General features: G+C 66.6%; 20 protein-coding genes and 7 pseudogenes. 22 read left to right on the plus strand and 5 right to left on the minus strand.

Features of this window, described 5'->3' with window-relative positions; all coding sequences use genetic code 11:
- Positions 1-109 precede the first annotated feature (109 nt).
- Positions 110-1,871 (minus strand): annotated as a pseudogene (locus tag QP181_RS01770) (fatty acyl-AMP ligase).
- Positions 1,872-1,967: 96 nt separating this feature from the next.
- On the opposite strand from QP181_RS01770, the gene QP181_RS01775 reads away from it, so the two are divergent.
- The 5 genes and pseudogenes from QP181_RS01775 to QP181_RS19855 form a co-directional block, all read left to right on the plus strand.
- Positions 1,968-2,663, plus strand: coding sequence for a regulatory protein RecX (locus QP181_RS01775; protein ID WP_333927365.1), 696 nt, complete (start codon positions 1,968-1,970; stop codon positions 2,661-2,663).
- Between the two features lie 93 nt (positions 2,664-2,756).
- A complete protein-coding gene (locus tag QP181_RS01780; protein WP_333927366.1) occupies positions 2,757-3,455 on the plus strand; it encodes a cold-shock protein in 699 nt (232 codons plus the stop codon).
- A gap of 68 nt (positions 3,456-3,523) precedes the next feature.
- On the plus strand, positions 3,524-3,949 hold the full coding sequence (locus QP181_RS01785) for a DUF192 domain-containing protein (protein ID WP_332755404.1): 426 nt from the start codon (positions 3,524-3,526) through the stop codon (positions 3,947-3,949).
- 343 nt (positions 3,950-4,292) lie between these two features.
- Positions 4,293-4,685: an NADH:ubiquinone oxidoreductase subunit NDUFA12 gene (locus tag QP181_RS01790; RefSeq protein ID WP_093399499.1), complete on the plus strand. Its 393-nt coding sequence runs from the start codon at positions 4,293-4,295 to the stop codon at positions 4,683-4,685.
- A gap of 197 nt (positions 4,686-4,882) precedes the next feature.
- A pseudogene (locus QP181_RS19855) lies at positions 4,883-5,116 on the plus strand (DUF2155 domain-containing protein); the annotation flags it as partial.
- Positions 5,117-5,151: 35 nt separating this feature from the next.
- Here the strand turns inward: QP181_RS19855 and aat are convergent.
- The 4 genes from aat to QP181_RS01815 all read right to left on the minus strand — a co-directional run bounded on the left by aat (position 5,152) and on the right by QP181_RS01815 (position 7,376).
- Positions 5,152-5,883, minus strand: a complete 732-nt coding sequence (gene aat, locus QP181_RS01800) for a leucyl/phenylalanyl-tRNA--protein transferase (protein WP_333927367.1) — start codon at positions 5,881-5,883, stop codon at positions 5,152-5,154.
- Positions 5,880-6,590 carry a ParA family protein gene (locus QP181_RS01805; RefSeq protein WP_333927368.1) on the minus strand — a complete coding sequence of 237 codons (711 nt, stop codon included), beginning with the start codon at positions 6,588-6,590 and terminating at the stop codon, positions 5,880-5,882. Before QP181_RS01805 ends, aat begins: the two co-directional genes overlap by 4 nt.
- Positions 6,591-6,698: 108 nt before the next feature.
- A complete protein-coding gene (locus tag QP181_RS01810; RefSeq protein WP_132897821.1) occupies positions 6,699-7,082 on the minus strand; it encodes a hypothetical protein in 384 nt (127 codons plus the stop codon).
- A gap of 42 nt (positions 7,083-7,124) precedes the next feature.
- A complete protein-coding gene (locus tag QP181_RS01815; RefSeq protein ID WP_333927369.1) occupies positions 7,125-7,376 on the minus strand; it encodes a hypothetical protein in 252 nt (83 codons plus the stop codon).
- A gap of 155 nt (positions 7,377-7,531) precedes the next feature.
- Here QP181_RS01815 and QP181_RS01820 point away from each other — a divergent pair, with 155 nt between their 5' ends.
- From QP181_RS01820 to ftsA, 17 genes and pseudogenes are all read left to right on the plus strand, one after another.
- On the plus strand, positions 7,532-8,500 hold the full coding sequence (locus QP181_RS01820) for a cysteine synthase A (protein WP_333927370.1): 969 nt from the start codon (positions 7,532-7,534) through the stop codon (positions 8,498-8,500).
- Positions 8,501-8,589: 89 nt separating this feature from the next.
- Positions 8,590-8,829 carry a hypothetical protein gene (locus QP181_RS01825; RefSeq protein WP_132739559.1) on the plus strand — a complete coding sequence of 80 codons (240 nt, stop codon included), beginning with the start codon at positions 8,590-8,592 and terminating at the stop codon, positions 8,827-8,829.
- A gap of 1,037 nt (positions 8,830-9,866) precedes the next feature.
- The gene (locus QP181_RS01830; protein ID WP_333927371.1) at positions 9,867-10,253 is read left to right on the plus strand and encodes an MraZ C-terminal domain-containing protein; all 387 of its coding nucleotides are present in this window, start codon (positions 9,867-9,869) and stop codon (positions 10,251-10,253) included.
- Positions 10,186-11,132, plus strand: a pseudogene (gene rsmH / locus QP181_RS01835) (16S rRNA (cytosine(1402)-N(4))-methyltransferase RsmH). The gene QP181_RS01830 and the pseudogene rsmH overlap by 68 nt, the downstream one beginning before the upstream one ends.
- Positions 11,129-11,818, plus strand: coding sequence for a hypothetical protein (locus QP181_RS01840; RefSeq protein ID WP_333927372.1), 690 nt, complete (start codon positions 11,129-11,131; stop codon positions 11,816-11,818). Before rsmH ends, QP181_RS01840 begins: the two are co-directional and overlap by 4 nt.
- Positions 11,815-13,533 carry a peptidoglycan D,D-transpeptidase FtsI family protein gene (locus QP181_RS01845; RefSeq protein ID WP_333921940.1) on the plus strand — a complete coding sequence of 573 codons (1,719 nt, stop codon included), beginning with the start codon at positions 11,815-11,817 and terminating at the stop codon, positions 13,531-13,533. Before QP181_RS01840 ends, QP181_RS01845 begins: the two co-directional genes overlap by 4 nt.
- A 10-nt stretch (positions 13,534-13,543) precedes the next feature.
- Entirely contained in the window at positions 13,544-14,956 is a 1,413-nt protein-coding gene (locus QP181_RS01850) for a UDP-N-acetylmuramoyl-L-alanyl-D-glutamate--2,6-diaminopimelate ligase (protein ID WP_333927373.1), read from the plus strand.
- 126 nt (positions 14,957-15,082) lie between these two features.
- A pseudogene (locus QP181_RS01855) lies at positions 15,083-16,472 on the plus strand (UDP-N-acetylmuramoyl-tripeptide--D-alanyl-D-alanine ligase).
- Positions 16,473-17,543: a phospho-N-acetylmuramoyl-pentapeptide-transferase gene (gene mraY / locus QP181_RS01860; RefSeq protein ID WP_056486650.1), complete on the plus strand. Its 1,071-nt coding sequence runs from the start codon at positions 16,473-16,475 to the stop codon at positions 17,541-17,543.
- A pseudogene (murD, locus tag QP181_RS01865) lies at positions 17,540-18,934 on the plus strand (UDP-N-acetylmuramoyl-L-alanine--D-glutamate ligase). The gene mraY and the pseudogene murD overlap by 4 nt, the downstream one beginning before the upstream one ends.
- A gap of 65 nt (positions 18,935-18,999) precedes the next feature.
- Complete coding sequence (locus QP181_RS01870) at positions 19,000-20,181, plus strand: FtsW/RodA/SpoVE family cell cycle protein (protein WP_132739552.1); 1,182 nt, start codon at positions 19,000-19,002, stop codon at positions 20,179-20,181.
- Complete coding sequence (gene murG, locus QP181_RS01875) at positions 20,178-21,320, plus strand: undecaprenyldiphospho-muramoylpentapeptide beta-N-acetylglucosaminyltransferase (RefSeq protein ID WP_056486645.1); 1,143 nt, start codon at positions 20,178-20,180, stop codon at positions 21,318-21,320. The genes QP181_RS01870 and murG overlap by 4 nt, the downstream gene beginning before the upstream one ends.
- A complete protein-coding gene (gene murC, locus QP181_RS01880; protein ID WP_333927374.1) occupies positions 21,317-22,735 on the plus strand; it encodes a UDP-N-acetylmuramate--L-alanine ligase in 1,419 nt (472 codons plus the stop codon). Before murG ends, murC begins: the two co-directional genes overlap by 4 nt.
- Positions 22,736-22,873: 138 nt before the next feature.
- Positions 22,874-23,722, plus strand: a pseudogene (murB, locus tag QP181_RS01885) (UDP-N-acetylmuramate dehydrogenase); the annotation flags it as partial.
- A gap of 114 nt (positions 23,723-23,836) precedes the next feature.
- Positions 23,837-24,775 (plus strand): D-alanine--D-alanine ligase, encoded by a 939-nt coding sequence (locus tag QP181_RS01890; RefSeq protein WP_277982324.1) that lies wholly within the window; start codon positions 23,837-23,839, stop codon positions 24,773-24,775.
- Positions 24,772-25,737 carry a cell division protein FtsQ/DivIB gene (locus tag QP181_RS01895; RefSeq protein ID WP_132738764.1) on the plus strand — a complete coding sequence of 322 codons (966 nt, stop codon included), beginning with the start codon at positions 24,772-24,774 and terminating at the stop codon, positions 25,735-25,737. The genes QP181_RS01890 and QP181_RS01895 overlap by 4 nt, the downstream gene beginning before the upstream one ends.
- Before the next feature lies 1 nt (position 25,738).
- Positions 25,739-26,988: pseudogene (gene ftsA / locus QP181_RS01900) on the plus strand (cell division protein FtsA); the annotation flags it as partial.
- Positions 26,989-26,993 lie beyond the last annotated feature (5 nt).

Consider the following 26,993-nt stretch of genomic DNA (forward strand, 5'->3'; position numbering starts at 1 on the left):
AACCACGCGTTGGTTAGCGGAACGTATGCATCACACCAAACTGGATCTAATTGCTGTCGTTTTGGTCAAATCTAACCAGAACACGATCATTTTTAGCGCGGTCGGCCTGTCAGGCGGCAATATCATACGGTTTGATGTCACCGCTGAGATACAGGTTGCGCGCCTTGGCACGGCTGAGCTTGCCCGACGACGTGCGCGGCAAAGTACGTGGCGGGATCAGTTCGATCAGGCAGTTCATGCCCGTCACCGAGCGGACGCGCTCGCGGATCTCGTCGCGCAGGCGCAGGCGTTCGGCCTCGTCCGAGCTGCGGCACTGGACCAGCACCGCAGGCGTCTCCTCACCACCGGGCGTGGTGATCGCGAACGCGGCGATGTCGCCGGCCTTGAAGCCGGGGAGCTGTTCCACCGCCCATTCGATGTCCTGCGGCCAGTGGTTCTTGCCGTTGACGATGATCATGTCCTTGGCGCGGCCGACGATGTAGATGTAGCCGTCGGACATATAGCCCATGTCGCCGGTATCGAGCCAACCGTCCGCCATGCATGCCTCGGTCGCGGCGTCGTCGCGGAAATAGCCGACCATCACCGACTTGCCGCTGCACCACACCTTGCCGATCGCGCGATCGGGGAGCGGCGTGCCGTCCTCTTCGCGGATCTCGATCTGCATGTCGCGCACTGGCTTGCCGCAGTTGACGATCGCGCGGTAGCGCTGAGGACGGTCCCCGCCGCGCGAGCCACCCGAAAGCTGGGTTTCCTCGACCAGTTCGACGCGGATGCCTTCGCCAGGCGGCATCAGCGATACTGCGAGCGTCGCCTCGGCAAGGCCGTAGCTCGGCAGGAACGCGGTTGCCTTGAAGCCTGCATCGGCAAAGGCATCAACGAACGACTGCATCACGTCGGGACGGATCATGTCGGCGCCATTGCCCGCAACCCGCCAGCGCGACAGGTCGAAGCGGTCGCTCGCCTTGGTCTGCGACGACATGCGGCGGGCGCAGATATCGTAGCCGAAGGTCGGGGAGTAGCTGAGCGTCGTGCCTTCGTTGCGGCTGATGAGATCGAGCCACGCGAGCGGACGGCGCGCGAAATCCTCGGTCTTGAGGTAATCGGTCGAGACCTGGTTGGCGATCGGCGACAGGAAGCAGCCGACCAGCCCCATGTCGTGATACCAGGGCAGCCAGGAAACGCAGCGATCGGTGTCGCAGACCTCCATGCCGTGGCTGTGCGCGGCGAGGTTGTTGAGCAGCGCCGCGTGGGTGATGACGACGCCGTGCGGGAAGCGCGTCGAGCCGCTCGAATATTGCAGATAGGCGATGTCGTCGGGCTTGGCCTCGGGCAGCGTCGCGGCCGGTGCCTCGCGCACGGCGAACTCGGACCAGTCGATGCCGACGGTACCCGACAGGCGTGCGGCCTCGCCGGCCATCTGCGCCAGTTCGGGCGGGAAGATCAGCATCTTCGGATCGCAGCTCGCAAGCTGGACGCGGAGCTGTTCGATGTACGAATCGCGACCGCCGAACGAGGTCGGCAGCGGTAGCGGGACGGGCCATGCACCGGCGTAGACGACGCCGAAGAACAGCGCGGCGAACTCGGGACCGGTCTCCGCGACCAGCGCGATACGATCGGCAGGGGCGACGCCGGCGGCGATCAGGCGATCGGCCATCGCGCGGGCATCGGTGCGAAGTTGCGAATACGGGTAGGGCTGCGACAATGTCCCGCGCGTCGTGAAAATTAAGCCCGCGGTTACCGCTTGCCGCGTAATCGAGGGCTTCGCCCAGCGTGCCGAAATCGGCGAAGCGGCGCGGCAGGGCGTCTTGGGTCGGCGTCGCAACGATCGTCGCTACGGTCGTGCCGCCCTTGTTGGCCGTGTCGGTCGTCATCGCAGTTCCTGCCTTGGTTGGTCGCGGTGCTCGCACACCACACCTATCTTCAGTCTAGCCGTTCAACTTCGGGTGCCAGTGTGGCACAATGATGGCGTGACCGATGATAGCCACAGCGCAAGCAACGCGTTTCCCTCGTCGCTGGATGCCGGCGACCCGGAAAACGGCGCGTTCGACGACAGCGGCACCACGAAGCGGCGCGGCGGCAAGAGCTGGGGCAAAGGCGGCGGGAAAGGCGGCAGCAAGGAGCGATCCCGCGAGCGTCCCGCGCCGAAACCGCTCGATGCCGCGGCGCTCGAGCAGATGGCGCTGCGCTATGTCGAGCGATTCGCGACGACGCGGGGGCGGCTCACCGATTACCTGATGCGGAAAATCCGCGAGCGCGGTTGGGACGGGGGCGACGGTGCGGCACTGGCGGAGCCTGGCGACCTTGCACAGCGGATGGCCGAGCTCGGCTATGTCGATGACCGCGCCTTCGCCGAACAACGGGCTGCTGCGATGCAGCGACGTGGCTTGGGGGCGCGGCGGGTTGCCGGCGCATTCCGTGAGGCCGGCATCGACGAAGGCGACGCGGAGTCGGTGGCGCCGGCGATCGCGGACCGCGCGGTCGAATCGGCACTGGCCTATGCACGGCGCAAACGAATCGGACCATATGGCAGCGGCGAGGGCGATCGGAAGCTGCACGAAAAGCAGCTCGCGGGAATGCTGCGCGCGGGGCACAAATTCGATCTCGCACGCAAAATTGTTGCTGCACCGCCGTCCGATACCCCCGAGTTGCTCGATTTCGAGTGAACACCACAACGGATTCATTGCGGCTGCGACGAACCGTGCTAGCAAGGCGCTCAGGGGTGTAACAATGCGTAACGACACGCAGCAGGTGCTGACATGCCGGTAGAAATGGGGCCAGTGGAGGCGGGAACGACGACGCTTGCGAGCGGTGGCCTCGCGACCGGTGGTCTTGTGGGCGGCGGCCTGACGAGCGGTAGCCTCGTGGGGGACGGCGTAGCTAGTAGTAGCCTCGTGGGGGGCGGCGAGCGCGTGAGTGCCGTGATCGTCGGCGGTGTCGTGCCGGAGGCCCGTGCCATCGGCGGGGTCATCAAATGGTTCGACGTGACGCGCGGCTTCGGGTTCGCGGTCGCGGACGACGAGACCGTCGGCGATATCCTGGTGCATTTCTCGGTCCTGCAACCGCATGGCCGCCGCAGCCTTCCCGAAGGCGCGCGAGTCGAGACGTTGTCGGTGCAACGCGGCCGCGGGTTCCAGGCACGCGAGATCGTCTCGATCGACATGACCAACGCGGTCGAGGAGACGGTCCGTGCCCCGTCGTCACCCGACCGGATCGATCCCATCGCGATGATCGACGCCGCCGGACCGTTCGAAGCGGCCTCCGTCAAATGGTTCAACCGTTTGAAGGGCTATGGTTTTCTGATACGCGGCGCCGATGGCAGCGATATCTTCGTGCATATGGAAACGCTGCGTCGCGCGGGAATCGAATCGGTCGAACCCGATCAACCGTTGCGCGTGCGCGTCGTCGACGGGCGCAAGGGGCCGCTGGCCGTTGCGGTCGAAAAGGATCTGGGATGAGTTTCACTGTCAAGGCCGCGTTGGCGGCGGTGCTGGCGCTGGGCGCCGGCGCCGGGGGTGTCGCGTACATGAATAGCGGCGCTGATACCGAGGTGACCAAGGACGGCACACTCGCGCTCACGATCAAGAGCACGAACGGGACGCATGCGTTCACGGTCGAGAGCGCGAAGACGCTCGACGCGCAGGCGCGGGGGCTGATGTTCCGTACCGACCTGAAGCCCGATGGCGGCATGCTGTTCTGGCCCTATCCGCCGGCCGGTGGCGCGCCTGTGGTCGCGAACTTCTGGATGAAGAACACGCCGAGTTCGCTGGATATCATCTACATTCGCGCCGACGGCACGATCGCGCGGATCGCCGAGAATACGGTGCCGTTCTCGGAAACGCCGATTCCGTCGGGAGAGCCGGTCGGGGCGGTGCTGGAATTGATGGGCGGCCGGGCTGCGGAACTGGGGATCGCCGAGGGTGATCTGGTGACGTGGGACAAGGCGAAGTAGGCGCCTCCTCCGGGGTGGGCAAAAAACGCTCCACCAAAAGCTCGTCATCCCAGCGAAAGCTGGGATCTCCCCGTTCCAGGCCAGCGCTCGCCAACGGGGATACCCCAGCTTTCGCTGGGGTGACGGAATAGTGGGGGTGCCGGAATAATGGAGGCGAGTGATTACGGTCCAAGGACGCTTGGGCTGACGGAGGGGGAGTTCGTTATGGAGGGGGCGCCACCCCTCCGTCTGGCTTCGCCAGCCACCTCCCTTTGCGGGGGAGGATCAATCCTGACCGCATCGGTGGCTGTATTCCCCTATCATCGAGGTTGAAGCCCGCCCCCACTCGGGTTAAGCGCCCGTCATGGGCTTTCTCGCATCGACATTCACGTGGTGGAACGGCGCCACCCTCGGCACCAAATTCGGCCTGCGCAGCATGGCGAAGATGGGTGAGGACGCGCTTGGCAACGTCTATTACCAGGGCGGCAAGGACACCGCGGGCAACCCGCGTCGCTGGGTGATCTATCAGGGTGCGACCGACGCGAGCCGCGTGCCGCCGGCGTGGTTCAGCTGGCTGCATCACCAGGTCGACGACGTGCCCGATCGCGCATTGCCGCCGATCCGCGCCTGGCAGAAGCCTGCCGTGCCGAACATGACCGGTACCGCGCTCGCCTATCGGCCTGCCGGCGCGCTCGAAAAGGGTGGCCACCGTGCCGCTGCGACGGGCGATTACGAAGCCTGGACGCCCGAAGGGTGATCATGCGCTGGCTCGCCGCGGCCGTGTTGGTCGTGGCGTTGGCGGTGGGCGGCTGGTTCGGATACCGCGCGCTCATCAAGCCTGCGAGTCCGGTTGCCGCGGTCCAGCAGGACCTGCCCGGCGCGGATGACGCCGGCAATTCCTCGATCGAGACGATCGATACCGGCGCCGCCGCGATCGCCAATGGCGGCACGCCGATGGCGCAGCGCGTCGCGGTGCTCGGCCTGCTCAACAAGCGTAACGGCGAAACCCGCGAAGTGACGCTGAGGCCCGGTCAGGCGACTCGGCTGGGCGATGTCGTGCTGCGGCTCCGCGCGTGCGAGCAGACCGCGCCGTGGGAGCAGGAGCAGCTGACCGGCGCGTTCGTCCAGGTGCTGGTGCGCGGCGTCGATGCGCATTGGCGGCGGACGTTCTCGGGTTGGCTGTACAAGGAACGCCCCGTGCTGAACGCGGTGCAGCATCCGATCTACGACGTTTGGACCAAGAGCTGCGCGATGACCTTCCCAGCGACCGGGCCGGATACCGCGCCGCCTGCCGAAGCCTTGCCCGCCAAGCGATCGAGCGCGCGGAAATCGCCCGCAGCCGCCGAGACCCCGGCGGCGGACGACGGCTTGAGCGCACCGTCGAGCGCCGCGCCCAGCAACGCCACGTAATCCGCGCGGTCGATCTCGATCGCGCCGAGCGAGGCGAGATGCGAGGTCTGGAACTGGCAATCGAGCAGCGTGAACCCGCCCGCGCGTAGCCGGGCGACGAGGTGTGCGAGCGCGACTTTCGACGCGTCGGTCGCGCGGCTGACCATGCTTTCGCCGAAGAATGCGCGGCCGAGCGACAGGCCGTAGAGCCCGCCGACCAGCTTGCCGCCGTCCCAGCATTCGACCGAATGCGCGAACCCCATCGCGTGGAGGGTCTGGAAGACGCGTTCGATGCCGTCGTTGATCCACGTCTCGGGGCGGCCCTCGACGCTTTCGGCGCACAATTGCACGACGCGGTCGAAGGCGGTGTCGACGGTGACCTGGAAGCGGTCGGCGGCGATCGTTTTCTTGAGCGAGCGTGAGAGCTGGAAGCCGTCGAGCGGGAGCACCGCGCGGCGGCGGGGCTCGACCCAGTAGACGCTGGCGGCATCGCGGCTGTCCGCCATCGGAAATACGCCGACCGAATAGGCGCCGAGGACGAGTTGTGGGTCCAAAATGTCGCTCATGCGGTGAGCCGGTGTTCGATCCGGCGCCAGAGGTCGGCAAATGCCTGCGCCGCTGCCGACTTCGGTGCGAAGACGCCGACCGGCGCACGTTTCACCGTCATCGACTCGATCCCGCTCGCCATTGGGATGACCGGCCAGTCGGGATGGCGTTCGAGCGCCTCGGCATGCAGCGCGCGGCGCTTGTCGACCATGACGTGCACCGGGAGCAAGGCCGTCCGGCCACCGAGATGGTCGACGACCGCGTCATAGGCGCGGGTCGAGAGCGGGGACGGGATCACCGGGATGACGATCAGGTCGGCGGCGCGCATCACCTGGTCCGCGGTCTCGGTCAGGCCGGGCGGGCAGTCGAGAATCACGCGGTCATAGGTCTTCAGGTCTGTAAGCAGCTTCGCAAGCCGCTTCTTCTTGTCGAGATCGTGGAACAGCTGGTCTAGCCCGCGTAGCGACGCGTCCGCGGCGATCAGGTCGAGGTGGCGGTAGGCGGTCGGCCGCGCCTGCTTGGCGACCGGCACGTCCTTCGAGAACATCGCCTGCGCCTGATCGACTTTGCCCGCACCGCCGAGCACCCAGGTCGAGGCGGCCTGCGGGTCGAGGTCCCACAGCAGCGTGCGGCGTGCGGACAAGGTCGCGGCGCACCACGCCAGGTTCACCGAAAGCGTCGTCTTCCCGACGCCACCCTTGAGGCTGTAGATCGCAACTGTTGCCATCGTGGCAGCGTGCCGGTCCGCGGCGACGAGGGCAAGAGTGCGCGGCACAAAGAAAAACGGCCGGCGGATGATCCGCCGGCCGTTTCAGAACGAACAAACGCCAAAGACTTACGCGTGGCAGATCTGGGCCGACTTGCCCGGCGCGGTCAGCGTGACGTTGGTCTCGCTGCCGGTCATCGACCAGCCGCCCTCGGCAGTCTTCGGCGCGCCGGCGACATCCGACTTCAGCGTCGTCGGGGTGCCGTCCTTCTTGGTGCGGACCACCGCCTGCTTGTCGCCCTGGAAGAACGTCACGTAGAGCAGGCTGTTGTCCTTGCAGCGCAGCGTCGCCTCGGACTTGATCGCCGGCGGCAGCTCGACCGGCGCGGCGTTGGCGAGCGTGTTGGCCATCGGATCGGGATTGCTGTCCAGCACCTCGGGCGTAGCGGGCTTGGAGTTGCAGGCGGCCAGCACGAGCAGCGCGGCGACGGCGGAGAGGGGGAGGATTTTCATAGCGGAACCTCGCTTCGCGCATGCAGCATGGAGCGTCAAGGCTTATGGCCTTTCGTTCGCCCAGACGTTCGCCGCGCCGATTTTGCCTGACGACGAGCCGTGGCGTTTTCGCGACGGCGGCGTCACCGGATATGGGGCGGCACGAAATCCGGCGTGTCGCCAAACGAGATCGATCCGGTCGTCGAGCACCGCGATCGGCGTCATCAGATGCGCGGCGATCAACGTCTCGCCAAGTCCGTCGAGGAGGTGCAGCGCTTCGTCGAGAAGCGCGCGGACGTTCAGATACGGTTCCACGATGCTTTGCCTCCGCCCAGAGATGAGGCGCCGATGTAACATAGATCAAGCGGGAGACCTAAATTCGGCGGTCGATGGGTTCATGCGGTCGGCGGTTTGATACGACAAAGTTTCGCTCGCTTGCCCGGTGTCGCTCGGGACGCCACATATGCTCCATGCAAACGACACCCGACACGCTCGCCCTTATCGGCAACACCCCGCTCGTCCGGCTGAAGGGACCCAGCGACGCCACCGGCTGCGACATCTTCGGCAAGTGCGAATACGCCAATCCCGGTGCGTCGGTGAAGGATCGCGCGGCGCTGTTCATCGTCGAGGACGCCGAGCAGCGCGGCTTGCTCCAGCCCGGCGGCACGATCGTCGAGGGGACGGCGGGCAATACCGGGATCGGGCTCGCGCTGGTCGCCAATGCGAAGGGCTACAAGACGATCATCGTCATGCCCGAGACGCAGAGCCGCGAGAAGATGGACACCCTGCGCGCGTTGAATGCCGAACTCGTGCTCGTCCCGGCCGCGGCCTTCTCCTCGCCCTGCCATTTCGTCCACACCTCGCGGCGGATCGCCGAGGAGACGCCGGGTGCGGTGTGGGCCAACCAGTTCGACAACATCGCCAACCGCCGTGCGCACATCGTCGGCACCGCGGAGGAGATCTGGGCGCAGATGGAAGGCCGCATCGACGGCTTCACCTGCGCCGCAGGAACCGGCGGGACGATCGCCGGCGTCGGGCTCGGGTTGAAGGCGAAGGACGAGAATGTCTGCATCGCGCTGACCGACCCGCACGGCGCCGCGCTCTATAACTATTATGCGCACGGCGAGCTGAAGTCCGAGGGATCGTCGGTCGCCGAAGGAATCGGGCAGGGGCGTATCACCGCCAATCTCGAGGGCGCGCCGATCGACACGCAGTTCCGGATCTCGGATCAGGAGGGCTATGCCTGGGTCCGCCGTCTGCTCGACGAGGAGGGGCTGTGCCTCGGTCTGTCGTCGGGGATCAACGTCGCGGGCGCGGTGGCGCTGGCGCGGCATCTGGGACCAGGCAAGCGGATCGCGACGATTCTGTGCGACACCGGATTCCGCTACCTGTCGACCTTGTACGACCCGGCGTGGCGTGAGGCGAAGGGGCTCGGGTGAGCGACGTCATGCGCGGGAATCGACAGCGGCGCGGCGGTCGGGTATCCTGGCGCGGCAAGATGAAGCTAAACCATGAACCCTCGCAGAGCATGCAGCGCATCAAGGTCGGGATGATCGGCCTCGCCGCGGTCGTGCTGCTGATCGGCCTTGCGAGTGCGATCATCGGATCGGCCAGCCGCGAGCGTCCGGTCGCGACCGCGGGGACGGCACAAGCGGACGTGGTCGCCAACATGGCGGTCTCGAACGTAATCGACACGAAGAGCGCGGGGGAGCCACTGGCCGAGATGGGCGTGGCCCCGAGCGCGAACGCCCAGGCGCCTGCGCCATAGGGTTTGGCCTTGGTTTTGTGACCGCAACTTCGGTTTGACGGGCCTCGCGATCGATTTGAAACGCCCCATTCGGTCCATTGGTGAGCGGTTGCGTCAGATTTGAAGCTGACTCGTCGCTTGATCAGCCCAGTGCCCCGATCCAGCCCGCTGCCTCGACCCGGCCCTTCGCCTCGACCCTGCTCGTCACCTCGGCCTAGCTCGTCTCCTAGGCCTAGCTCGTCTCCTCGGTTTAGCTCGTCACCCCAGCGAAAGCTGGGGTCTCCTGCGAGGCAGATGACGCACGCCCTACGAGGAGACCCCAGCGTTCGCTGGGGTGACGGGTGGTTGGGTGACGGATGGTTCGGATGGCGGGGTGATGGCGTGGCTGGGTGACGGATGGCTGGGTGAGGGCATGGCGGGGTGACGTCGCGGCCCGGCTCGTCACCCCGACCTAGCTCGTCACCCCAGCGAAAGCTGGGGTCTCCCGTGAGGCAGATAACGTACCCCTTGCGAGGAGACTCCAGCTTTCGCTGGGGTGACGGATGGTTGGGGTGACGGATGGCGGGGTGGTGGCGTGGTTGGGCGACGGGTACGCTGGCTCGCGCGCACCGATATAACCCTATCCCCGAAAATCCCCCGCCCAGATCGCCACCGCCACGCCGATGGAACCCGATCTGCACGGAATTCCCTCCAAACCGGCGCGCGAAACTCGTCGCAAATCCCTACAATCCCCAAAAATCCCGTTGCGTCCCCGAAGCGCTATGGTAGATGGAGGTTAATACAGGGGCATTTTCATCGTTCGCTGAAAACGCGGTCGAAAGGTAGCGATGGCTGTCTTTCGAAGCGGTGAAGCGTGCGCGCCAGTTCGAAGGGTTTTGGCGTGTCGGTACGGGGTCGCTATCAAGGAGACGGTATTGGCCTTGTCGACGACAAGGGCCGGGTAGCCATCCCCTCGGCACTCCGCACGATGCTCTCGGCAAATGCACCAAAGGCGAACGGCAAGGACGGCGGGACCATCATCATCGGCGCGCATCAGAAGAATCGCTGCCTGGTCGCGTATGATCCCGGTTACGTCGACATTCTCGCCGAGCGCCTCGATCGCCGCGAGATCCGAGAACACGTCCGAGAACGGCGAGTACGACTACAACATCAAGCGCGCCGCCGCGTCCGGCGAAGCGGTGCCGTTCGACGGCTCCGGTCGCTTCATCATGCCCGCGTTCCCGCGCTTCTATGCGGGCATCAAGGGTCATGCGTTCTTCTATGGCGTGCTCGACTATATCGAGATTTGGGACCCCGCGACGCTGATCGCCACCGATGGCATGCCCCCCGTCGTCAAGGAGATGGCGCGCTTCTACATGGCCGAGAAGGGGTGGAGCTGTGAGCAGCCCCGACGCGCCGCACATCCCCGTCCTGCTCGACGAAGTCCTGGCCGCGCTTTCCCCTGAGCCCGGCGAGACGATGGTCGACGGCACGTTCGGTGCGGGCGGCTACACGCTGGCGTTGCTCAAGTCGGGCGCGCGGATCGTCGCGTTTGACCGCGATCCAGACGCGATCGCCAATGGTCGCGCGATGGAAGAGGCCGAGGAAGGCCTGACGCTGATCGCCGCGGATTTCTCGGCGATGGCGTCCGAGCTCGAAGCGCGTGGCCTCGCGCCGGTCGACGGCGTGACGCTCGATATCGGCGTGTCGTCGATGCAGCTCGACCAGGCCGAGCGCGGCTTCTCGTTCCAGTCGGATGGCCCGCTCGACATGCGGATGGCGCAGGCCGGGATGTCGGCGGCGGACTTCGTCAACGAGGCGGATGAGAACGAGATCGCCGACGTGCTGTATCAATATGGCGACGAGCCCAAGTCGCGGCGTGTCGCGCGCGATCGTCGCGGCGCGCCCACTGACGCGGACCGGCGAGCTGGCGCACATCGTCCGCCGCGCGCTCGGCTACAAGGCGCACGACAAGAAGGACCCCGCGACGCGGGCGTTCCAGGCGATCCGCATCCATGTGAACCGCGAGCTGGGCGAACTCGCCGACGGTTTGCTCGCGGCAGAACGCGTGCTGAAGCCCGGTGGTCGGCTTGCGATCGTGACCTTCCACAGCCTCGAGGACCGGATGGTGAAGCGCTTCCTGCGCACCCGTTCCGGCGGCTCGCCTTCAGGTTCCCGTCATCTTCCGCAGGTGAAAGCCGTTGCGGAACCTAGTTTTTCTCATGTCGGCCGCGGTGTTCGCGCCGGCGAGGCCGAGATCGCACGCAACCCGCGCGCGCTCGGCGACATTACGGACGGCGCGGCGGACCTCCGCGCAACCTTGGACGGAAGAGGTGACGACATGACGGCGGCGTATCGGATGAAGGGTGTGGGCTGGTTCGGGGGCTGCGTGGCCGTCGTGCTTGGTTTCTACCTCGTATCGCTGCAGGTCGCCGCCGAGCGCAAGAAGCTGGAGGCGGTCAATGGTCAGATCCGCTCCGCGCAGCGCGACATCCGCGCGCTGGAAACCGAGTTCGACACGCGCGGCAATCTGGCGCAGCTCGAGCGCTGGAATGGCGACACGCTGGCGCTGTCGGCGCCGACCGCGGGCCAGTTCGTCGTGAGCGAGGCCGCGCTCGCGGCGCTCGACGTCAACAGCCTGCGCGCGGATGGGGTCCAGACCGCCGCGCTGCTCGTGCCGTCGGGGGCGGGGTCCGTCGTTTCCACGTCGATCGTCCCGGTCACCGCCGCTCCTGCCGTGGTGAAGCTTGCTCCGGTGCAGATGGCGCAGGTTAGCGCACCGCGTGCGATGAACGTCGCGATCCAGGCTGCGTCGAAGACCGCGCTCAAGCCGGTCGTGATCCGCGCGTCGGTGTCGACGCCGCGCTCCGCCGAGGCCGCACTTGTTCGCGCTGCCAAGACCGATCGCCTCGCCGCCGTCGCGAAGGTTCGTCCGCAGGCGGTTGCGATGCTCGACCGCAAGCTGCTGTCCGACACGACGCTGGGTGACATCATGAGCGGCGCCCGCTCCGAGAGCCGTAAGCGGCGGTGACCGCCTTGGTCGCCCGGCCCGTATCGCAGCAACGTAGCGCCAACCAGCGTCATGCACTGGTGGCGACGGCGCACACGCGCCTGATGATGCTGATGTTCCTGTTCGGAGCAGCGGTGCTGGTGGTGGTCGGTCGGCTCGGGATGCTGGCGGTGCAGGCGTCGCTCGCCGATCCGCAGGCGCGCTCGGCGGCGATTGCGGCACGCGGCGACATCGTCGATCGCAACGGCGCGCCGCTCGCGCGGACGATCGATGCGTGGACGATCGCGGTCCACCCGAAAAAGCTGATCGGCGATCCGACCGAGATCGCCAGCAAGCTTGCCGCGTTGATGCCGGAAGCGGGCGACCAGGCGCATTATTATGCGCTGCTGACGTCGGGCAAGAGCTTCATTTATCTCCAGCGGCGCGCGTCGCCGGCGCTGGTCGAGCAGGTCAATGCGATCGGCGAGCCCGCGATCGTGTTCGACCGCGATACGCAGCGGCTCTACCCGCAGTCGACGATGGCGGCGCATGCGCTGGGCTTCCTGTCGACCGCGGGCCACGGCATGAGCGGGATGGAGCGCGTGCTCGACGAGCGGCTGACCAATCCTGCGCTCAACGGCACGCCCGTCGCGCTGTCGCTCGACAATCGCGTCCAGGCGGCGATGGAGAGCGAACTCGGTCGTGCGATGACGACGTTTTCGGCACGCGGCGCTGGCGGTATCGTCCTCGACGTGGCGACCGGCGAGGTGATCGCGATGGTCTCGTTGCCGACCTTCAATCCCAACCGCGTCGGCATGTCGGGCAGCGAACAGCTCCGCAACATCACGACGCAGAGCGTGTTCGAGCTTGGCTCGACGTTCAAGCCGATCACGATGGCGACCGCGATGGACACGGGTGTCGTCACATCGTTCGCGCGGCGTTTCGATGCGACGCATCCGCTCCAGGTCGGGCGTTTTACGATCCACGACGAGCGCGGCGATCCGAAGCGCTGGCTCAATATGGCCGAGACGCTGATCTACTCGTCGAACATCGCGACGGCGCGGGTTGCCGACGAGGTTGGGCCCGCGAAGATGCAGGCGATGTTCAAAAAGCTCGGCTTCGATACCAAGCCCGATATCGAACTGCGCGAGAAGGGCCGTCCGTTGTGGCCGAAATACTGGGCGCGGACGACGACGATGACCACCGCCTACGGCCACGGCATCGCGGTGACTCCGCTGCATCTGGCGAGCGCGTATGCGGCGCTGGTCAATGGCGGGATCTGGCGGCCGGCGACGTTGCTGAAGGTCGCGCCGGGTCATGCGGTTGCGGGTCGTCGCGTGATCAGCGAGCAGACCAGCGCGCGGATGCGGCAGATGCTGCGGCTGATCGTGCAGCGCGGTACGGGTCGCAAGGGCGATGCGCCAGGCTACCGCGTCGGTGGCAAGACCGGGACGGCCGAGGCCGCTGTGTCGGGCGGGTATGATCATTCGCGCAACGTGGCGACGTTTGCCGCGGCGTTTCCGATGGATGGACCACGGTATGTCGTGCTCGCGATGCTCGATTCTCCGCTCGGCACCAAAGAGACAGGCGGGTGGAAGACTGCGGCGTACAACACCGCACCAGTCGTCGGACGGACGATCTCGCGCGTCGGTGCGATCCTGGGCGTGGTGCCCGACGCGCACCGCGATATCGACGAGTCTGACATCCTGCCGACTTTGTGGCAGGACCCGTCGCGTACACAGCCGACCGGGCAATGAGGACTATTGCATGAAACTCGCAGCGCTGACCGACGGGACGGAAGAGGCGCAGGTGACGGGGTTCGCGATCGATCACCGCAAGGTCGCGCCGGGCACGGTGTTCGGCGCGTTCGAAGGCGCGCGTGTGAATGGCGAGGATTTCGTGGCTGATGCGATCCGGTCTGGTGCGATCGCGGTGGTGGCGCGGCCGGGGCTGACGGTCGAGGGCGCCACCTACATCGCCGACGACAACCCGCGCGAGCGGTTCGCGCAACTGGCCGCGAAGTTCTTCGCGCCGTTTCCCGAGACGTCGGTGGCGATTACCGGGACCAACGGGAAGACGTCGTGCGTCGAGATGACCCGGCAGTTGTGGCGGATGGTGGGGTTTCATGCGGCGTCGATCGGGACGCTGGGGGTTACGACTGCGGACGAGCGGGTTACGACCGGGCTCACCACGCCGGATGTGGTGACGTTCCTGTCGAATGTCGCCGGGCTCGCGCGGGAAGGCGTTACGCATCTGGCGTTCGAGGCGTCGAGCCACGGCCTGACGCAGTACCGGACCGAGGGTCTGAAGGTGGCTGCCGCGGCGTTCACCAACTTGAGCCGCGACCATCTAGATTATCACGGCGACATGGCGGCGTATTTCACCGCCAAAATTCGGCTGTTCTCGGAAGTGCTTTCGACCGACGGCGCAGCGGTGGTGTGGGCGGATGATCCGCAATCGGCGCGGGTGATCGATCTGGCGCGCGAACGTGGCAACCGGCTGATCACGGTCGGGACGCAGGGCGAGACGTTGCGGCTGGTAGGGCGCGATCCGACGTTGCTGGGGCAGGGGCTGACGATCGAGGCGGAGGGCCAGACGTACAAGGTGACGCTGCCGCTGATCGGAGCCTACCAGGCGGCGAATGCGCTGGTATCTGCTGGGCTGGTGATTGCGACTGGTGGCGATGTGGCCGCGACGATCGCCAATCTCGCACGGTTGCAGCCGGTGCGCGGGCGGCTGGAACGCGCGGTGATTGCGAAGTCGGGTGCGCCGGTGTACGTTGATTATGCGCATACGCCCGATGCTCTCGAAGCAGCAATCGCTGCGCTTAAGCCACATGCCGGCGGCAAGCTGATCGTGGTGTTTGGGGCAGGTGGCGACCGGGATACGGGCAAGCGCGAGACGATGGGGCAGGTCGCAGTGCAACACGCCGACCGCGTGATCGTCACCGACGACAATCCCCGGACCGAGGACGCGCGCGATCCGTTGCGACGTCCTGAAGGGCGCGCGGGGGCTGAGGAAATCGGCGACCGGCGCGCGGCGATCGGGGCAGCTGTGCGCGAGGCTGGGCCCGAGGATATTGTGCTGATCGCGGGCAAGGGCCATGAGCAGGGGCAGATCGTTGGCGACATGGTGCTGCCGTTCGACGACGTGACGGTGGCGCGGGAGTGCGCGGCGTGAGGGGCACGGCATCGTCATTCCCCTCCCGCCTGCGGGAGGGGCTAGGGGAGGGCGCGACGTACGTACTGGCGTCCGGTCTGTTTGGTCAGCCCCTCCCCGACCCCTCCCGCAGGCGGGAGGGGAGCAGTGAGCTTGTGGACTTCAGCAGAGATCGCTGCCGCTACCGGTGGTGTGGTGTCTAGTAACTTCGCCGTCATTGGCGTTGCGTTCGACTCGCGTGAGGTCGGCCCCGGCGACTTGTTCATCGCGATGAAGGGCGAGGCCAGCGACGGACACCTGTTCCTCGATCAGGCCTTCGCACAGGGCGCGGCGGGGGCGATCGTGTCCGAGCCTTGCGATCATCCGCACGTCCTCGTCGCGGACAGTTTTGTCGCATTAAACGCGCTTGGCGCCGCCAGCCGCGCGCGCTCGTCCGCGAAGATCATCGGCGTGACTGGTTCGGTCGGGAAGACCAGTGCCAAGGAAGCGCTGTTCGCCTGCCTCGACCGCGCGGCGCCCGGCGAGGTGCACCGCTCGGTCAAGAGCTACAACAACCATACCGGGTCCCGCTCAGCCTTGCCCGGATGCCGCGCGACGCGAAGTTCGGCGTGTTCGAGATGGGGATGAACCACGCCGGCGAACTCGCCGAGCTGACCCAGCTCGTGCGGCCGCACATCGCGATGATCACTGCGATCGCGCCTGCGCATACCGCGTTCTTTCCCGACGAGAGCGCGATCGCCGATGCCAAGGGGGAGATCTTTGCCGGGCTCGAGCCGGACGGGACTGCGATCGTGCCCTATGACAGCCCGCACCGCGACCGGCTGCTCGGCCATGCCGCGCCGCATGCCGCGCACATTGTCACGTTCGGGAGCGATAAGGGCGCCGATGTCCGCGCGATCGAGGCGATGCGGCTGCCGACCGGCGGGACGTTCGTCACCGCGCGGATGGGGCAGGGGGCGGAACACGAGCTGAGCTTCACGATTGCGCAGCCCGGTGCGCACTGGGTGTCTAATGCGCTTGGCGTGCTTGCGTGCGTGCAAGAGGCCGGGGTGATCTCGGGCTGGCCGGCCTCGCACTCGCGGAACTCGGCGGGCTACAAGGCCGTGGTGCGCGGTCGCTGGTGACCGTCGGCGAAGGCCAGGCGCTGGTGATCGACGAAAGCTACAACGCCAACCCAGCCTCGATGCGCGCGACGCTCAGCGTCCTCGGGCATGAACCCGGCCGCCACATCGCGGTACTCGGCGAGATGCGCGAACTGGGCGAGAGCTCCGACGACTATCACGCCGCCCTCGCCGAGCCGATCCTCGCCGCGCGCGTTGAAATGGCGCTGCTCGTCGGTGAAGCGATGGCGCCGTTAGCGCAGGTGCTTGAGGGACAGATCGAAACCGTCCATGTGGGCGACGCTGCGGCCGCGCTCGCGTCGTTACGGACGATCCTGGCGCCGGGCGATGTCGTGCTCGTCAAGGGATCGAACGGGGTGGGCCTCGCCCGCGTCGTGGCTGGTCTTCAAGCTGGCCTCAAAGGCGGGATTAACTGAATGTTGTACTGGCTCGCCGAGCATCTGGGGTTTCCCGGCCTGCTGAACCTCATCCGTTACCAGACGGTGCGGACCGGCGGTGCCGTCGCGACCGCGCTGATCATCGGCCTGATCATCGGGCCGAAGTTCATCGGCTGGCTGCGCGTGCGGCAGGGCAAGGGCCAGCCGATCCGCGCCGACGGCCCGCAGTCGCATCTGTCGAAGCGCGGCACGCCGACGATGGGCGGGCTGATGATCCTGACCTCGATGTGCCTCGCGATCTTCCTGTGGATGGACTTGAGCAATCCGTATGTCTGGGCGTGCGTGTTCGTGACGCTGGGCTTCGGGACGATCGGGTTCCTCGACGACTATGACAAGGTGCGTAAGGCGAGCACCGCGGGGATCAGCGGGCGGACGCGGCTGCTGCTCGAGTTCGCGATCGCCGGGATCGCCGCGACGATCATCATGTCGCAGAACGGGCCGCATCTGTATCTGCCGTTCACGTCGCGCATGTACCTCGATCTGGGCTGGTTCTTCCCGGTCTTTGCCGCTTTCACGATCGTGTCGTTCGGCAATGCGGTGAACCTGACCGATGGGCTCGACGGGCTGGCGACGATGCCGGTGATCATCGCCAGCGTCGCGTTCATGGTGATCGTGTACCTGGTCGGGAACGTGAAGTTCGCGGATTACCTCGGCATTCCGCATGTGCCGCGTGCAGGTGAGCTTGCGATTTTCTGCGGGGCGATCGTCGGCGCGGGGCTCGCATTCCTGTGGTTCAATGCGCCGCCAGCTGCCGTGTTCATGGGCGATACCGGGTCGTTGGCTTTGGGCGGTGCGCTGGGGACGATCGCGGTCGTCGCGCATCATGAGATCGTGCTGGGGATCATTGGCGGGCTGTTCGTGATCGAGGCGCTGTCGGTGATCATCCAGGTGTTCTTCTACAAGCGCACCGGCAAGCGCGTGTTCCGGATGGCGCCGATCCACCATCATTTCGAACAGCTCGGCTGGGCTGAGGCGACTGTCGTGATTCGGTTCTGGATCATCGCGCTGGTGCTGGCGCTGGTCGGGCTTTCGACGTTGAAGCTGCGGTGATCGTTGCGAAGGCTTGGCGCGGGAAACGCTACGCGGTGCTGGGGCTGGCGCGGTCAGGGTCTGCGACTGTGCGGGCGCTCTTGGCTGGCGGGGCGCAGGTCGTCGCGTGGGACTCCGACGAAGCCAAGCGCGACGCATTCCTCCCCGGTACGGGGGGGGACCAACTCTGCTGGTGGAGGGGGCAGCCACGGGCGTTACGCTTGTGGATGCCCCCTCCACCCCCAGCCTGCGGCTGGCGGTCCCCCTCCCCGTACCGGGGAGGATTTGATCGTCGCGCCGTTGGAGGACCTTTCGGGGTTCGACGCTTTGGTCGTATCGCCGGGAGTGCCTCTGAACACGCACCCGCTCGCCGCCGCTGCGCTCGCAGCTGGCGTGCCCGTCGTCGGCGACATCGAACTCTTCGCGCAGGCCCGCGCCGACCTCCCCCGCACAAGGTCGTCGGAATCACCGGCACCAATGGCAAGTCCACCACCACCGCGCTCGTCCACCACATCCTCAAGACCGCCGGCATCCCCACGCTGATGGGCGGCAATATCGGCCTGCCGATCCTCGAACAGGAAGCGCTCACCGAGGGCGGCGTCTACGTGCTCGAACTGTCGAGCTACCAGATCGACCTGACGCAGACGCTCGATTGCGACGTCGCGGTGCTGCTGAACATCACGCCGGATCATCTCGATCGGTATGACGGGTTCGAAGGCTATGCCGCCTCCAAGGCGCGGCTGTTCGCGATGCAGTCGGCCGAGCATGAGGCGGTCATCGGCATCGGCGATGCGCCGTCGGCGCTGATCGCGCGCGGGCTGTCGGCGAAGAGCGAGCATCTCACCAAGATCGCGCCGGGCGTATGCCTGTTCCAAGGCAATTGGCCTGCGCTTCAGGGACCGCACAACGCCCAGAACGCGCTCGCCGCGATCGCGGTCGTGAAAGCGCTGGGCGTGAGCGAGGTCGATATCGATCGCGGCCTCACCAGTTTCACCGGCCTGCCGCACCGCATGCAGCAGATCGCGTCTTATGGCGGCGTCGCCTATGTCGACGACAGCAAGGCGACCAATCCCGAGAGCACTGCGCCGGCGCTCGCCGCGTTCGACCGGGTCCATTGGATCGTCGGCGGCCGCGCGAAGGGCGACGACCTCGACGCGTGCAAGCCAGCTTTTGGTCACGTCGCCTGTGCCTACACGATCGGCGAGGCTGGTCCGATGTTCGCCGAGATTTTGAAAGGTTCCATGCCCGTCGAGAACGTCGGCACGCTCGACGCCGCAGTCCGCGCTGCCGCTGCCAACGCCAAGCCCGGCGACACGGTGTTGTTATCCCCCGCTTGTGCTAGCTTCGACCAGTTTCGCGATTACGAAGCACGCGGGGCGGCGTTCCGCGCTGCGGTGGAGTCGCTGGCATGACCGATATGCGCGCTGGGACCATGGATATGGGTGTGTCCGGACAGAAGAACGGGATCGTCGCGAAGATGAAGCGGCGCGGCGGGCGGGGCGACCAGTCGCCTCTCGGCACGTGGTTCTGGGACATCGACCGGATGCTGCTGTTGCTGACGCTGTTCCTGATCGCGATCGGGCTGATCGCGGTCGCCGCGGCGTCGCCGGCGAGTGCGGTCCGCTATTCGGGCGAGCATCACAAGATTGCGCCACTTTATTATTTCTGGCGGCAGTTGATGTGGGTCGGCGTGTCGCTGCCCGTGCTGTTCGGCGTGTCGATGATGCCGGTGTCGATGGCGCGGCGGATGGCGATCGGCGGGTGCGCGCTGTTCGTGCTGATGCTGATGGTGACGCCGTTCATCGGGGTCGAGGCGAACGGCGCACGCCGCTGGCTCGGCGTCGGCTTTGCGCAGTTCCAGCCTTCCGAGTTCCTGAAGCCGCTGTTCATCGTCACGGTCGCGTGGCTGTTGTCGCTGCGCGCGAAGGATGCCGAGCTGCCGACCGTGCTGATCACCGGCGCGATGACTGCGGGCGTCGCGGTGCTGCTGATGCTGCAGCCGGATTTCGGCCAGACGATCATCTTCTGTACGGTATGGATGACGCTGCTGATGATCGCGGGGACGCCGGCAAAGGTGCTGTTCGGGCTGATGGCGATGGCGCCGGCCGGGCTGGTCGCGGCTTATATCTTCTACGGCGTGGCGCGATCGCGGATCGATGCGTTCCTGTTTCCCGGGGTCGAGGGCGAGGGCGCGGGCGACCATTTCCAGACGAATGCCGCGCATAATACGCTGACTGCGGGCGGCTGGACCGGGACGGGGCCGGGCGCGGGTGCGGCGAAGTTCGGGCTGCCCGAGGCGCATACCGACTATATCTTCTCGGTGATCGGCGAGGAATTCGGCCTGATCGCGTGCTCGGTGATCGCCGTGATCTTCCTCGCGATCGTCGTGCGCGTGTTCGTCAAGCTGCTGGACGAGCAGGACGAATTCAAGCTGCTGGCCTCTGCCGGGCTCGCGACGCAGTTCGGCGCGCAGGCGCTCGTCAGCATGGCGGTGAACACGGGGCTCGCGCCGTCGAAGGGTATGACGCTGCCGTTCATCAGCTATGGCGGGTCGTCGATGATCGCGTTGTCGGTCGGCATGGGGTTGCTGCTGGCGTTTACCCGGCGCAATCCGTTTCTCACGCGGAGCCCCTATGTCGTCCGCTGGAGTGGTGAATGAGTAAGCATTATGTCCTCGCAGCCGGTGGGACCGGGGGACACATGGTCCCGGCAGCGGCGCTCGCGGCCGAACTGACGAAGCGCGGCCACCGCGTCGCGTTGGTCAGCGATGCGCGCGGCGTGCGCTTTCCGGGGTTGTTCGAGGATATCCAGACGCATGTCTTGCCGGCGGGACGCTTTACCGGTGGACCGCTCGGGTGGGCTCGGGCCACGCGGGAGATGTGGCGCGGGCGGGCGATGGCGCGCGAACTTTACCGGACCTTTAAGCCCGCCGCCGTGATCGGCTTCGGCGGCTATCCTGCGTTGCCGGCATTGCTGGCAGCGTTCGCGGACAAGATCCCGACTGCGGTGCACGAGCAGAACGCGGTGTTGGGGCGCGTGAACCGCTTCGTCGCCGGGCGCGTGGACGCGATTGCGACCTCGTCCGAGCCGACCGAGCGCCTCGCGCCGAAGCTGCTGGGCAAGGCGCATCTGGTCGGCAATCCGGTGCGCGAGGCGGTGCTGGCATTGCGCTCGCGGCCGTATCCGTTGCTGGAGGAGGATGGCATCTTCCGTGTGCTCGTGACGGGTGGGAGCCAGGGGGCGAGCATCCTGTCGCAGGTGGTGCCCGATGGTCTGGCGATGCTGCCGGTGACGTTCCGGCGGCGGTTGCAGGTGACGCATCAGGCGCGGATCGAGGATATCGATGCGGTGCGTGCGAAGTACGCCGAGCATCATATCCCGGCCGAGCTGGCGACGTATCTACCCGATATGCCCGAGCAACTGGCCTGGGCGCATCTGGTGATCGCACGCGCGGGGGCTTCGACGATTTCGGAACTGACCGCGGCGGGGCGGCCGGCGATTTTGGTGCCGCTGCCGGGTGCGACCGACGATCACCAGACCGTGAACGCGCGCGAGATCACGCGGGCGGGCGGCGCGCGGACGATCGCGCAGGGAGACTTTACCGCAGTGGAACTGGCCAAGCAGATGCAGAAACTCGGGCTCGATCCGGCGGCGTTGCAGAATGCGGCGGGGCGTGCGCGGAGTTGCGGGCGGCCTAACGCGGCGAGCGATCTGGCCGATCTGGTAGAGAGCCTCGATGCGCCACTGTCCCGCATCCCTGTCGGCGCGCCCTCCAAGCCGAAGGCGCAGTTCGCATGAAGGGCGTCGCAACGGATATCGGCACGATCCACTTCGTCGGGATCGGCGGGATCGGCATGTCGGGCATCGCCGAGGTGATGAAGAACCTCGGCTACCGCGTGCAGGGCTCGGACGTGGCCGAGGGCTATGTCGTGCAGGGGTTGCGCGATAAGGGCATTCCGGTCGCGATCGGCCACGCCGCGTCGAACATCGGCGACGCCGCGGTGGTGGTCGTGTCGACCGCGATCGTGCGCTCGAACCCGGAGGTCGAGGCCGCATTGAATGCGCGCGTGCCGGTCGTGCGCCGCGCGGAAATGCTCGCCGAACTGATGCGGTTGAAGTCGACCGTCGCGGTGGCTGGCACGCATGGGAAGACCACGACGACCTCAATGGTCGCGGCGCTGCTCGATGCGGGCGGGGTCGATCCGACGGTAATCAACGGCGGGATCATCAACTCGTATGGGTCGAATGCGCGGCTGGGCGCGAGCGACTGGATGGTGGTTGAGGCGGACGAGAGCGACGGCAGCTTCCTGCGGCTCGACGGGACGATCGCGGTCGTCACCAACATCGATCCCGAGCATCTCGATCATTACGGCTCGTTCGACGCGGTGAAAGATGCGTTCGTCGAGTTCGTCGAGAACGTGCCGTTCTATGGCGCCGCGTTGCTCTGCCTCGATCATCCGGAGGTGCAGGGAATCCTGCCACGGGTGCGTGATCGTCGCGTGGTGACGTACGGTTTCTCGGCGCAGGCTGACGTGCGCGGGGTGGAGGTTACGCCGATCCCGGGCGGCAATCGTTTCGATTGCGTGGTGCGCGAGCGGGATGGGGCGACGCGGACGATTCATGGGATCGAGATGCCGATGCCGGGGCGGCATAATGTGCAGAACGCGCTGGCGGCGATCGGCGTGGCGCTGGAGCTTGGCATTGCCGATGCGACGATCCAGCAGGGGTTTGCCAAGTTCGGCGGCGTGAAGCGGCGCTTCACCAACGTCGGCGAAGTCGATGGTGTCACGATCATCGACGATTACGGCCATCACCCGGTCGAGATCCGCGCCGTCCTGGCGGCGGCGCGCGAAGGCGTAAAGGGTCGCGTGATCGCAGTTGTGCAGCCGCATCGCTATTCGCGGCTCGGCAATCTGATGGAGGATTTCCAGACGGCGTTTAACGACGCGGATCGGGTGCTGGTGACGCCGGTGTACGCGGCTGGCGAGGCGCCGGTGGAGGGGGTCGATGCGGCGGCGCTGGTCGAGGGGCTGAAGCGGCGCGGGCACAGGTTTGCGGGTGTGGTCGCTGATGCGGATGCGCTGGCGGTGGAACTGGCGGCGACGATCGAGGCTGACGACATGGTTGTTTGTCTGGGGGCTGGCGACATCACGAAATGGGCGGCCGGGCTGGCCGATGCGATCGCCGCCGAGCGCGCGAAGGTGCTGGCGTGAGTGGCGCGTCGCAAATCCTCCCCGGTACGGGGAGGGGGACCATGCAGGGCATGGTGGAGGGGGCGTCCACGAGCGTAACGCTTCTGGCAGCGCCCCCTCCACCGCCTTTGGCGGTCCCCTCCCCGTGCCGGGGAGGATCTGCGTGGTACTCTGACGGCTAATGGCAGTCTGGCGGACTTTATCTGGTTTCGTACCGGTGGCCCGGCGGAGTGGCTGGTGCGGCCTTCGGATGTCGAGGATCTGGCGGAGTTGCTGAAGACCCTCGACCCTTCGACTTCAGTGCTGCCGGTTGGCGTAGGATCGAACCTGATCGTGCGCGATGGTGGCGTGCCGGGGGTCGTCGTACGGCTTCCCAAGGCTATGGCGAAGGTTTCGGTTGAGGACGGGCGTGTTCGAGCGGGAGCAGGGGCGATGGGGATTACCGTTGCTAGCGCCGCGCGGGACGCGGGGATCGCCGGGCTTGAGTTCTTGCGTGGGATTCCGGGGACGGTCGGCGGTGCGGTTCGGATGAACGCGGGGGCTTATGGTCGCGATGTCAGCGATATTCTGGTCGAGGCTACCGTGGTTACGCGAGAGGGTTCGGTCGAAGTCTGGTCCGCCGAGAAACTCGGGTTCACCTATCGTCACTCGGACCTGCCCGCGGGAGCCGTCGTGGTCGAAGCCGTATTCTCCGGCACGCCCGGTGAGCCTGCCGTGATCGGTGCGGAGATGGACCGGATCGCGGCCGAGCGCGAGGCTTCGCAGCCTCTCCGTTCGCGCACCGGGGGGTCGACGTTCAAGAATCCCGAGGGGCACAAGGCTTGGGCGTTGATCGACGCGGCCGGGTGTCGGGGGCTGACTCTCGGCGATGCGCAGGTCAGTGAGAAGCATTGCAATTTCCTGCTGAACCTCGGGTCCGCGTCGAGCGCGGAGATCGAGGCGCTGGGTGAAGAGGTACGGGACAGAGTGAAGGCGCATTCGGGGGTGACGTTGGAGTGGGAAATCCAGCGGGTGGGTGAATACCTCCCCTCCCGCTTGCGGGAGGGGTCGGGGAGGGCGGTCTGGATACCGGCATCTCGCATCAACCCCTCCCCGACCCCTCCCGCAGGCGGGAGGGGAGCAGTGAGCGCGCCTCTTCACATCGCGGTGCTGATGGGCGGCTGGTCGGCGGAGCGTGAGGTTTCGCTGATGTCGGGTAACGGCTGCGCCGATGCGCTGGAATCGCTCGGGCATCGGGTTACGCGGATTGATATGGGGCGGGATGTTGCCGCCAAGCTGGCCCAGGCTCAGCCCGACCTTGTGTTTAACGCTTTGCATGGGACGCCTGGTGAGGATGGGTCTGTGCAAGGGCTGCTCGACCTGATGGGCCTGCGCTACACCCATTCGGGTCTCGCTACGTCTGTGATCGCGATCGACAAGGTGCTGACCAAGCTGTTGCTCGTCCCCGCGGGCGTGCCGATGCCAGGTGGGCGGATCGTCAAGTCGGCGGACTTGTTCGAGAGCGATCCGATGGCTCGGCCTTATGTTTTGAAGCCGGTCAACGAAGGCTCGTCGGTCGGCGTGGCGATCGTCACTGACTCCGGCAATTACGGCAATCCGATCGCGCGCGACAGCGTCGGGCCGTGGGGCGAGTTCGAGGAATTGCTTGCCGAACCCTATATCCGTGGGCGCGAGCTGACCACCGCGGTGCTCGGCGGCAAGGCGCTCGGCGTTACCGAGTTGAAGCCCAAGAGCGGCTGGTATGATTACGACGCGAAATACACCGACGGCATGACGGTGCACGTCTGCCCGGCGGAGATTCCCGACGAGATCACCGACGCCTGCAAGAGCCTCGCGCTCGAAGCGCACCGGTTGCTCGGCTGCAAGGGCGCGTCGCGGTCCGATTTTCGGTGGGACGACGAGCGCGGCGTCGATGGGCTGTTCCTGCTCGAGGTGAACACGCAGCCGGGGATGACTCCGCTCAGCCTCGTGCCAGAACAGGCGCGGCATATCGGCATGAGCTATGCCGAACTGGTCCAGGCGATCGTCGACGAGGCGTTGCAGGACAACCCCTCCCCATGAGCCGCACGATCAAGCGCGGTCCGCCGCCCAAGCGGCCCGCCCCGCGGCGTAAGGTCGCGGTCAAGAAGGTGTCGGTGATGGACCGGCTGGTCGGGATGCTCCCGGTCAGCGAGGACACGCTTCGGAAAATCGCGACCTGGTCGATCCTCGGTGCGGGCGGCGCGGTGGCGATCGCGGCGGCGACGTGGGTCGGCATCCCTGGCATGATCGGCGCGGCGGTGGCCGAAGGGGCCGGGCGCGCGGGCTTCAAGGTCGAGCAGATCGAGGTGACGGGCCTCAAGCGGATGGACCGGATGTCGGTCTATGCGGTCGCCCTGGAGGACAAGCAGAACCAGACGTCGATGCTGTCCGTCGACCTCGAGGCGGTGCGGCAGAAGCTGCTGCGTTATGGCTGGATCGCGGACGCGCATGTGTCGCGGCGGCTGCCGAATACGATGCTGGTCGATATCGTCGAGCGGACGCCGGCTGCGGTGTGGCAGGACAATGGTCAGCTGACGCTGATCGATTCGTCGGGCGTGCTGCTGGAGCCGGTGCAGCCGGATGCGATCCCGAATCTCCCGCTGGTCATCGGGCCGGGCGCGGATCGGCAGGAGGCGTCGTACCAGACGCTCCTCGCCGCTGCGCCGGCGCTGAAGCCGCGCGTGAAGGCGGCGACCTGGGTCGGCAACCGGCGCTGGGACCTCACGTTTGAAAGCGGCGAGACGTTGGCGCTGCCCGAAGACGGTGCACCTCGTGCGCTGGTAAAGTTCGCCGAACTGGATGGGGCGCGGCCGTTGCTGGGGCGCGGCTGGATCCGGTTCGACATGCGCGATCCGACCAAGCTGGTCGCGCGCAAGCCGGGCGCGAGCCTGGCGCACAGCGTCGACGTGCCGGCGCCTGCGAGCGTGCCGGTAACGGGCACTACAGAGACGACTAATCCGTCGCAAACGGCGGGCGCGAACGTAACGGGCGGGGAGGGATGACATGGCGAAGGTGGCACCGGAAGGGCTGATCACGGCGCTCGATATCGGGTCGTCGAAGGTTTCGGCGATGATCGCGCAAAAGGGGGACGGCGGCGAGCTGATCGTGCTCGGCACCGGCCAGCGCGAGAGCCGCGGCGTCAAGCGCGGCTATATTGCCGACATGGCGACGACCGAGGCGGCGGTGCGCGAGGCGGTCGAGCAGGCCGAGCGGATCGCTGGCATCAACATCGAGAATGTCTGGGTCGGCTTCTCGGCCGGTGGGCTCGTGTCCGACGTCGCCGAGGTCGAGTTCGAGCTGGGCGGCCACCGCGTCGAACAGCAGGATATCGATGCGTTGCTTGCCGCAGGGCGCAACTCGATCGATCCACAGGGTCGCATGGTGCTGCACGCGCAACCCGCGCTCTATACGCTCGACGGGCTGACGGGCGTGAAGACGCCGCTCGGTCTGCATGCGGATCGGCTCGGCGTCCACATCCATGTCGTGGCGGCGGACGGTTCGCCGGTCCGCAACCTCGATCTCTGCGTGCGGTCCGCGCATCTCGAGGTGAAGTCGATCATTGCCTCGCCGGTCGCGACAGGGCTCGCCTGCCTCAGCGAGGAGGAGCGTGAGCTCGGCGTCGCGCTGGTCGAGATGGGGGCCGGAATCACCAACGTGTCGCTGTTCGCGGGCGGGATGCTGGTCGGGCTGACCTCGATCCCGATGGGCGCGGCGGACATTACGGATGATATCGCCAGCGCATTCGGCACGCGGCGGCAGAATGCGGAGCGGATGAAGTGCTTCCACGGCTCGGCCAACGCCAGCCCCCGCGATAATCACGACATGATCCCGGTCATGCCGATCTCCGCCGAGGACGGCGCGGGCGAGGGGCTCAGATCACCAAGGCGCAGCTGATCGGCGTGATCCGCCAGCGGCTCGAGCATCAGATGGGCGAGGTGCGCAACGCGCTCACCAAGCTGAAGTTCGAGGGGCCGGTCGGGCGTCAGGTCGTGCTGACCGGTGGCGGTGCCGAGCTGAAGGGCATCGCCGACTATGCGCAACAGGCGCTCGGGCGGTCGGTGCGGATCGGTCGACCGCGCGGGCTGACCGCCTTGCCAGAGGCGCATGGCGGACCGGCGTTCGCGACGCTAGCGGGGTTGGCCTTCTATGCGGCGACCAACCCGATCGACCTTCGCGGGCTCGCGCCGCAGCGGACGACGGTGCATCGGCCAAAGGGTATGGGCATGGTGCGCAAGTTGATTCAGGCGGCGCGCGAATT

It is taken from the genome of Sphingomonas sp. LR55 (assembly GCF_036856015.1).
GTDB lineage: Bacteria > Pseudomonadota > Alphaproteobacteria > Sphingomonadales > Sphingomonadaceae > Sphingomonas.

Coding starts and splice junctions, on each gene's coding strand:
- QP181_RS01830 (WP_333927371.1), top strand. CDS start 9,867: ATGATCCCGGTTACGTCGACATTCTCGCCGAGCGCCTCGATCGCCGCG.
- QP181_RS01805 (WP_333927368.1), bottom strand. CDS start 6,590: ATGGCAACAGTTGCGATCTACAGCCTCAAGGGTGGCGTCGGGAAGACG.
- QP181_RS01840 (WP_333927372.1), top strand. CDS start 11,129: ATGACGGCGGCGTATCGGATGAAGGGTGTGGGCTGGTTCGGGGGCTGC.
- aat (WP_333927367.1), bottom strand. CDS start 5,883: ATGAGCGACATTTTGGACCCACAACTCGTCCTCGGCGCCTATTCGGTC.
- QP181_RS01870 (WP_132739552.1), top strand. CDS start 19,000: ATGAAGCGGCGCGGCGGGCGGGGCGACCAGTCGCCTCTCGGCACGTGG.
- QP181_RS01825 (WP_132739559.1), top strand. CDS start 8,590: ATGCAGCGCATCAAGGTCGGGATGATCGGCCTCGCCGCGGTCGTGCTG.
- QP181_RS01895 (WP_132738764.1), top strand. CDS start 24,772: ATGAGCCGCACGATCAAGCGCGGTCCGCCGCCCAAGCGGCCCGCCCCG.
- murC (WP_333927374.1), top strand. CDS start 21,317: ATGAAGGGCGTCGCAACGGATATCGGCACGATCCACTTCGTCGGGATC.
- QP181_RS01810 (WP_132897821.1), bottom strand. CDS start 7,082: ATGAAAATCCTCCCCCTCTCCGCCGTCGCCGCGCTGCTCGTGCTGGCC.
- QP181_RS01780 (WP_333927366.1), top strand. CDS start 2,757: ATGCCGGTAGAAATGGGGCCAGTGGAGGCGGGAACGACGACGCTTGCG.
- QP181_RS01820 (WP_333927370.1), top strand. CDS start 7,532: ATGCAAACGACACCCGACACGCTCGCCCTTATCGGCAACACCCCGCTC.
- QP181_RS01785 (WP_332755404.1), top strand. CDS start 3,524: ATGAATAGCGGCGCTGATACCGAGGTGACCAAGGACGGCACACTCGCG.
- mraY (WP_056486650.1), top strand. CDS start 16,473: ATGTTGTACTGGCTCGCCGAGCATCTGGGGTTTCCCGGCCTGCTGAAC.
- QP181_RS01790 (WP_093399499.1), top strand. CDS start 4,293: ATGGGCTTTCTCGCATCGACATTCACGTGGTGGAACGGCGCCACCCTC.
- murG (WP_056486645.1), top strand. CDS start 20,178: ATGAGTAAGCATTATGTCCTCGCAGCCGGTGGGACCGGGGGACACATG.
- QP181_RS01850 (WP_333927373.1), top strand. CDS start 13,544: ATGAAACTCGCAGCGCTGACCGACGGGACGGAAGAGGCGCAGGTGACG.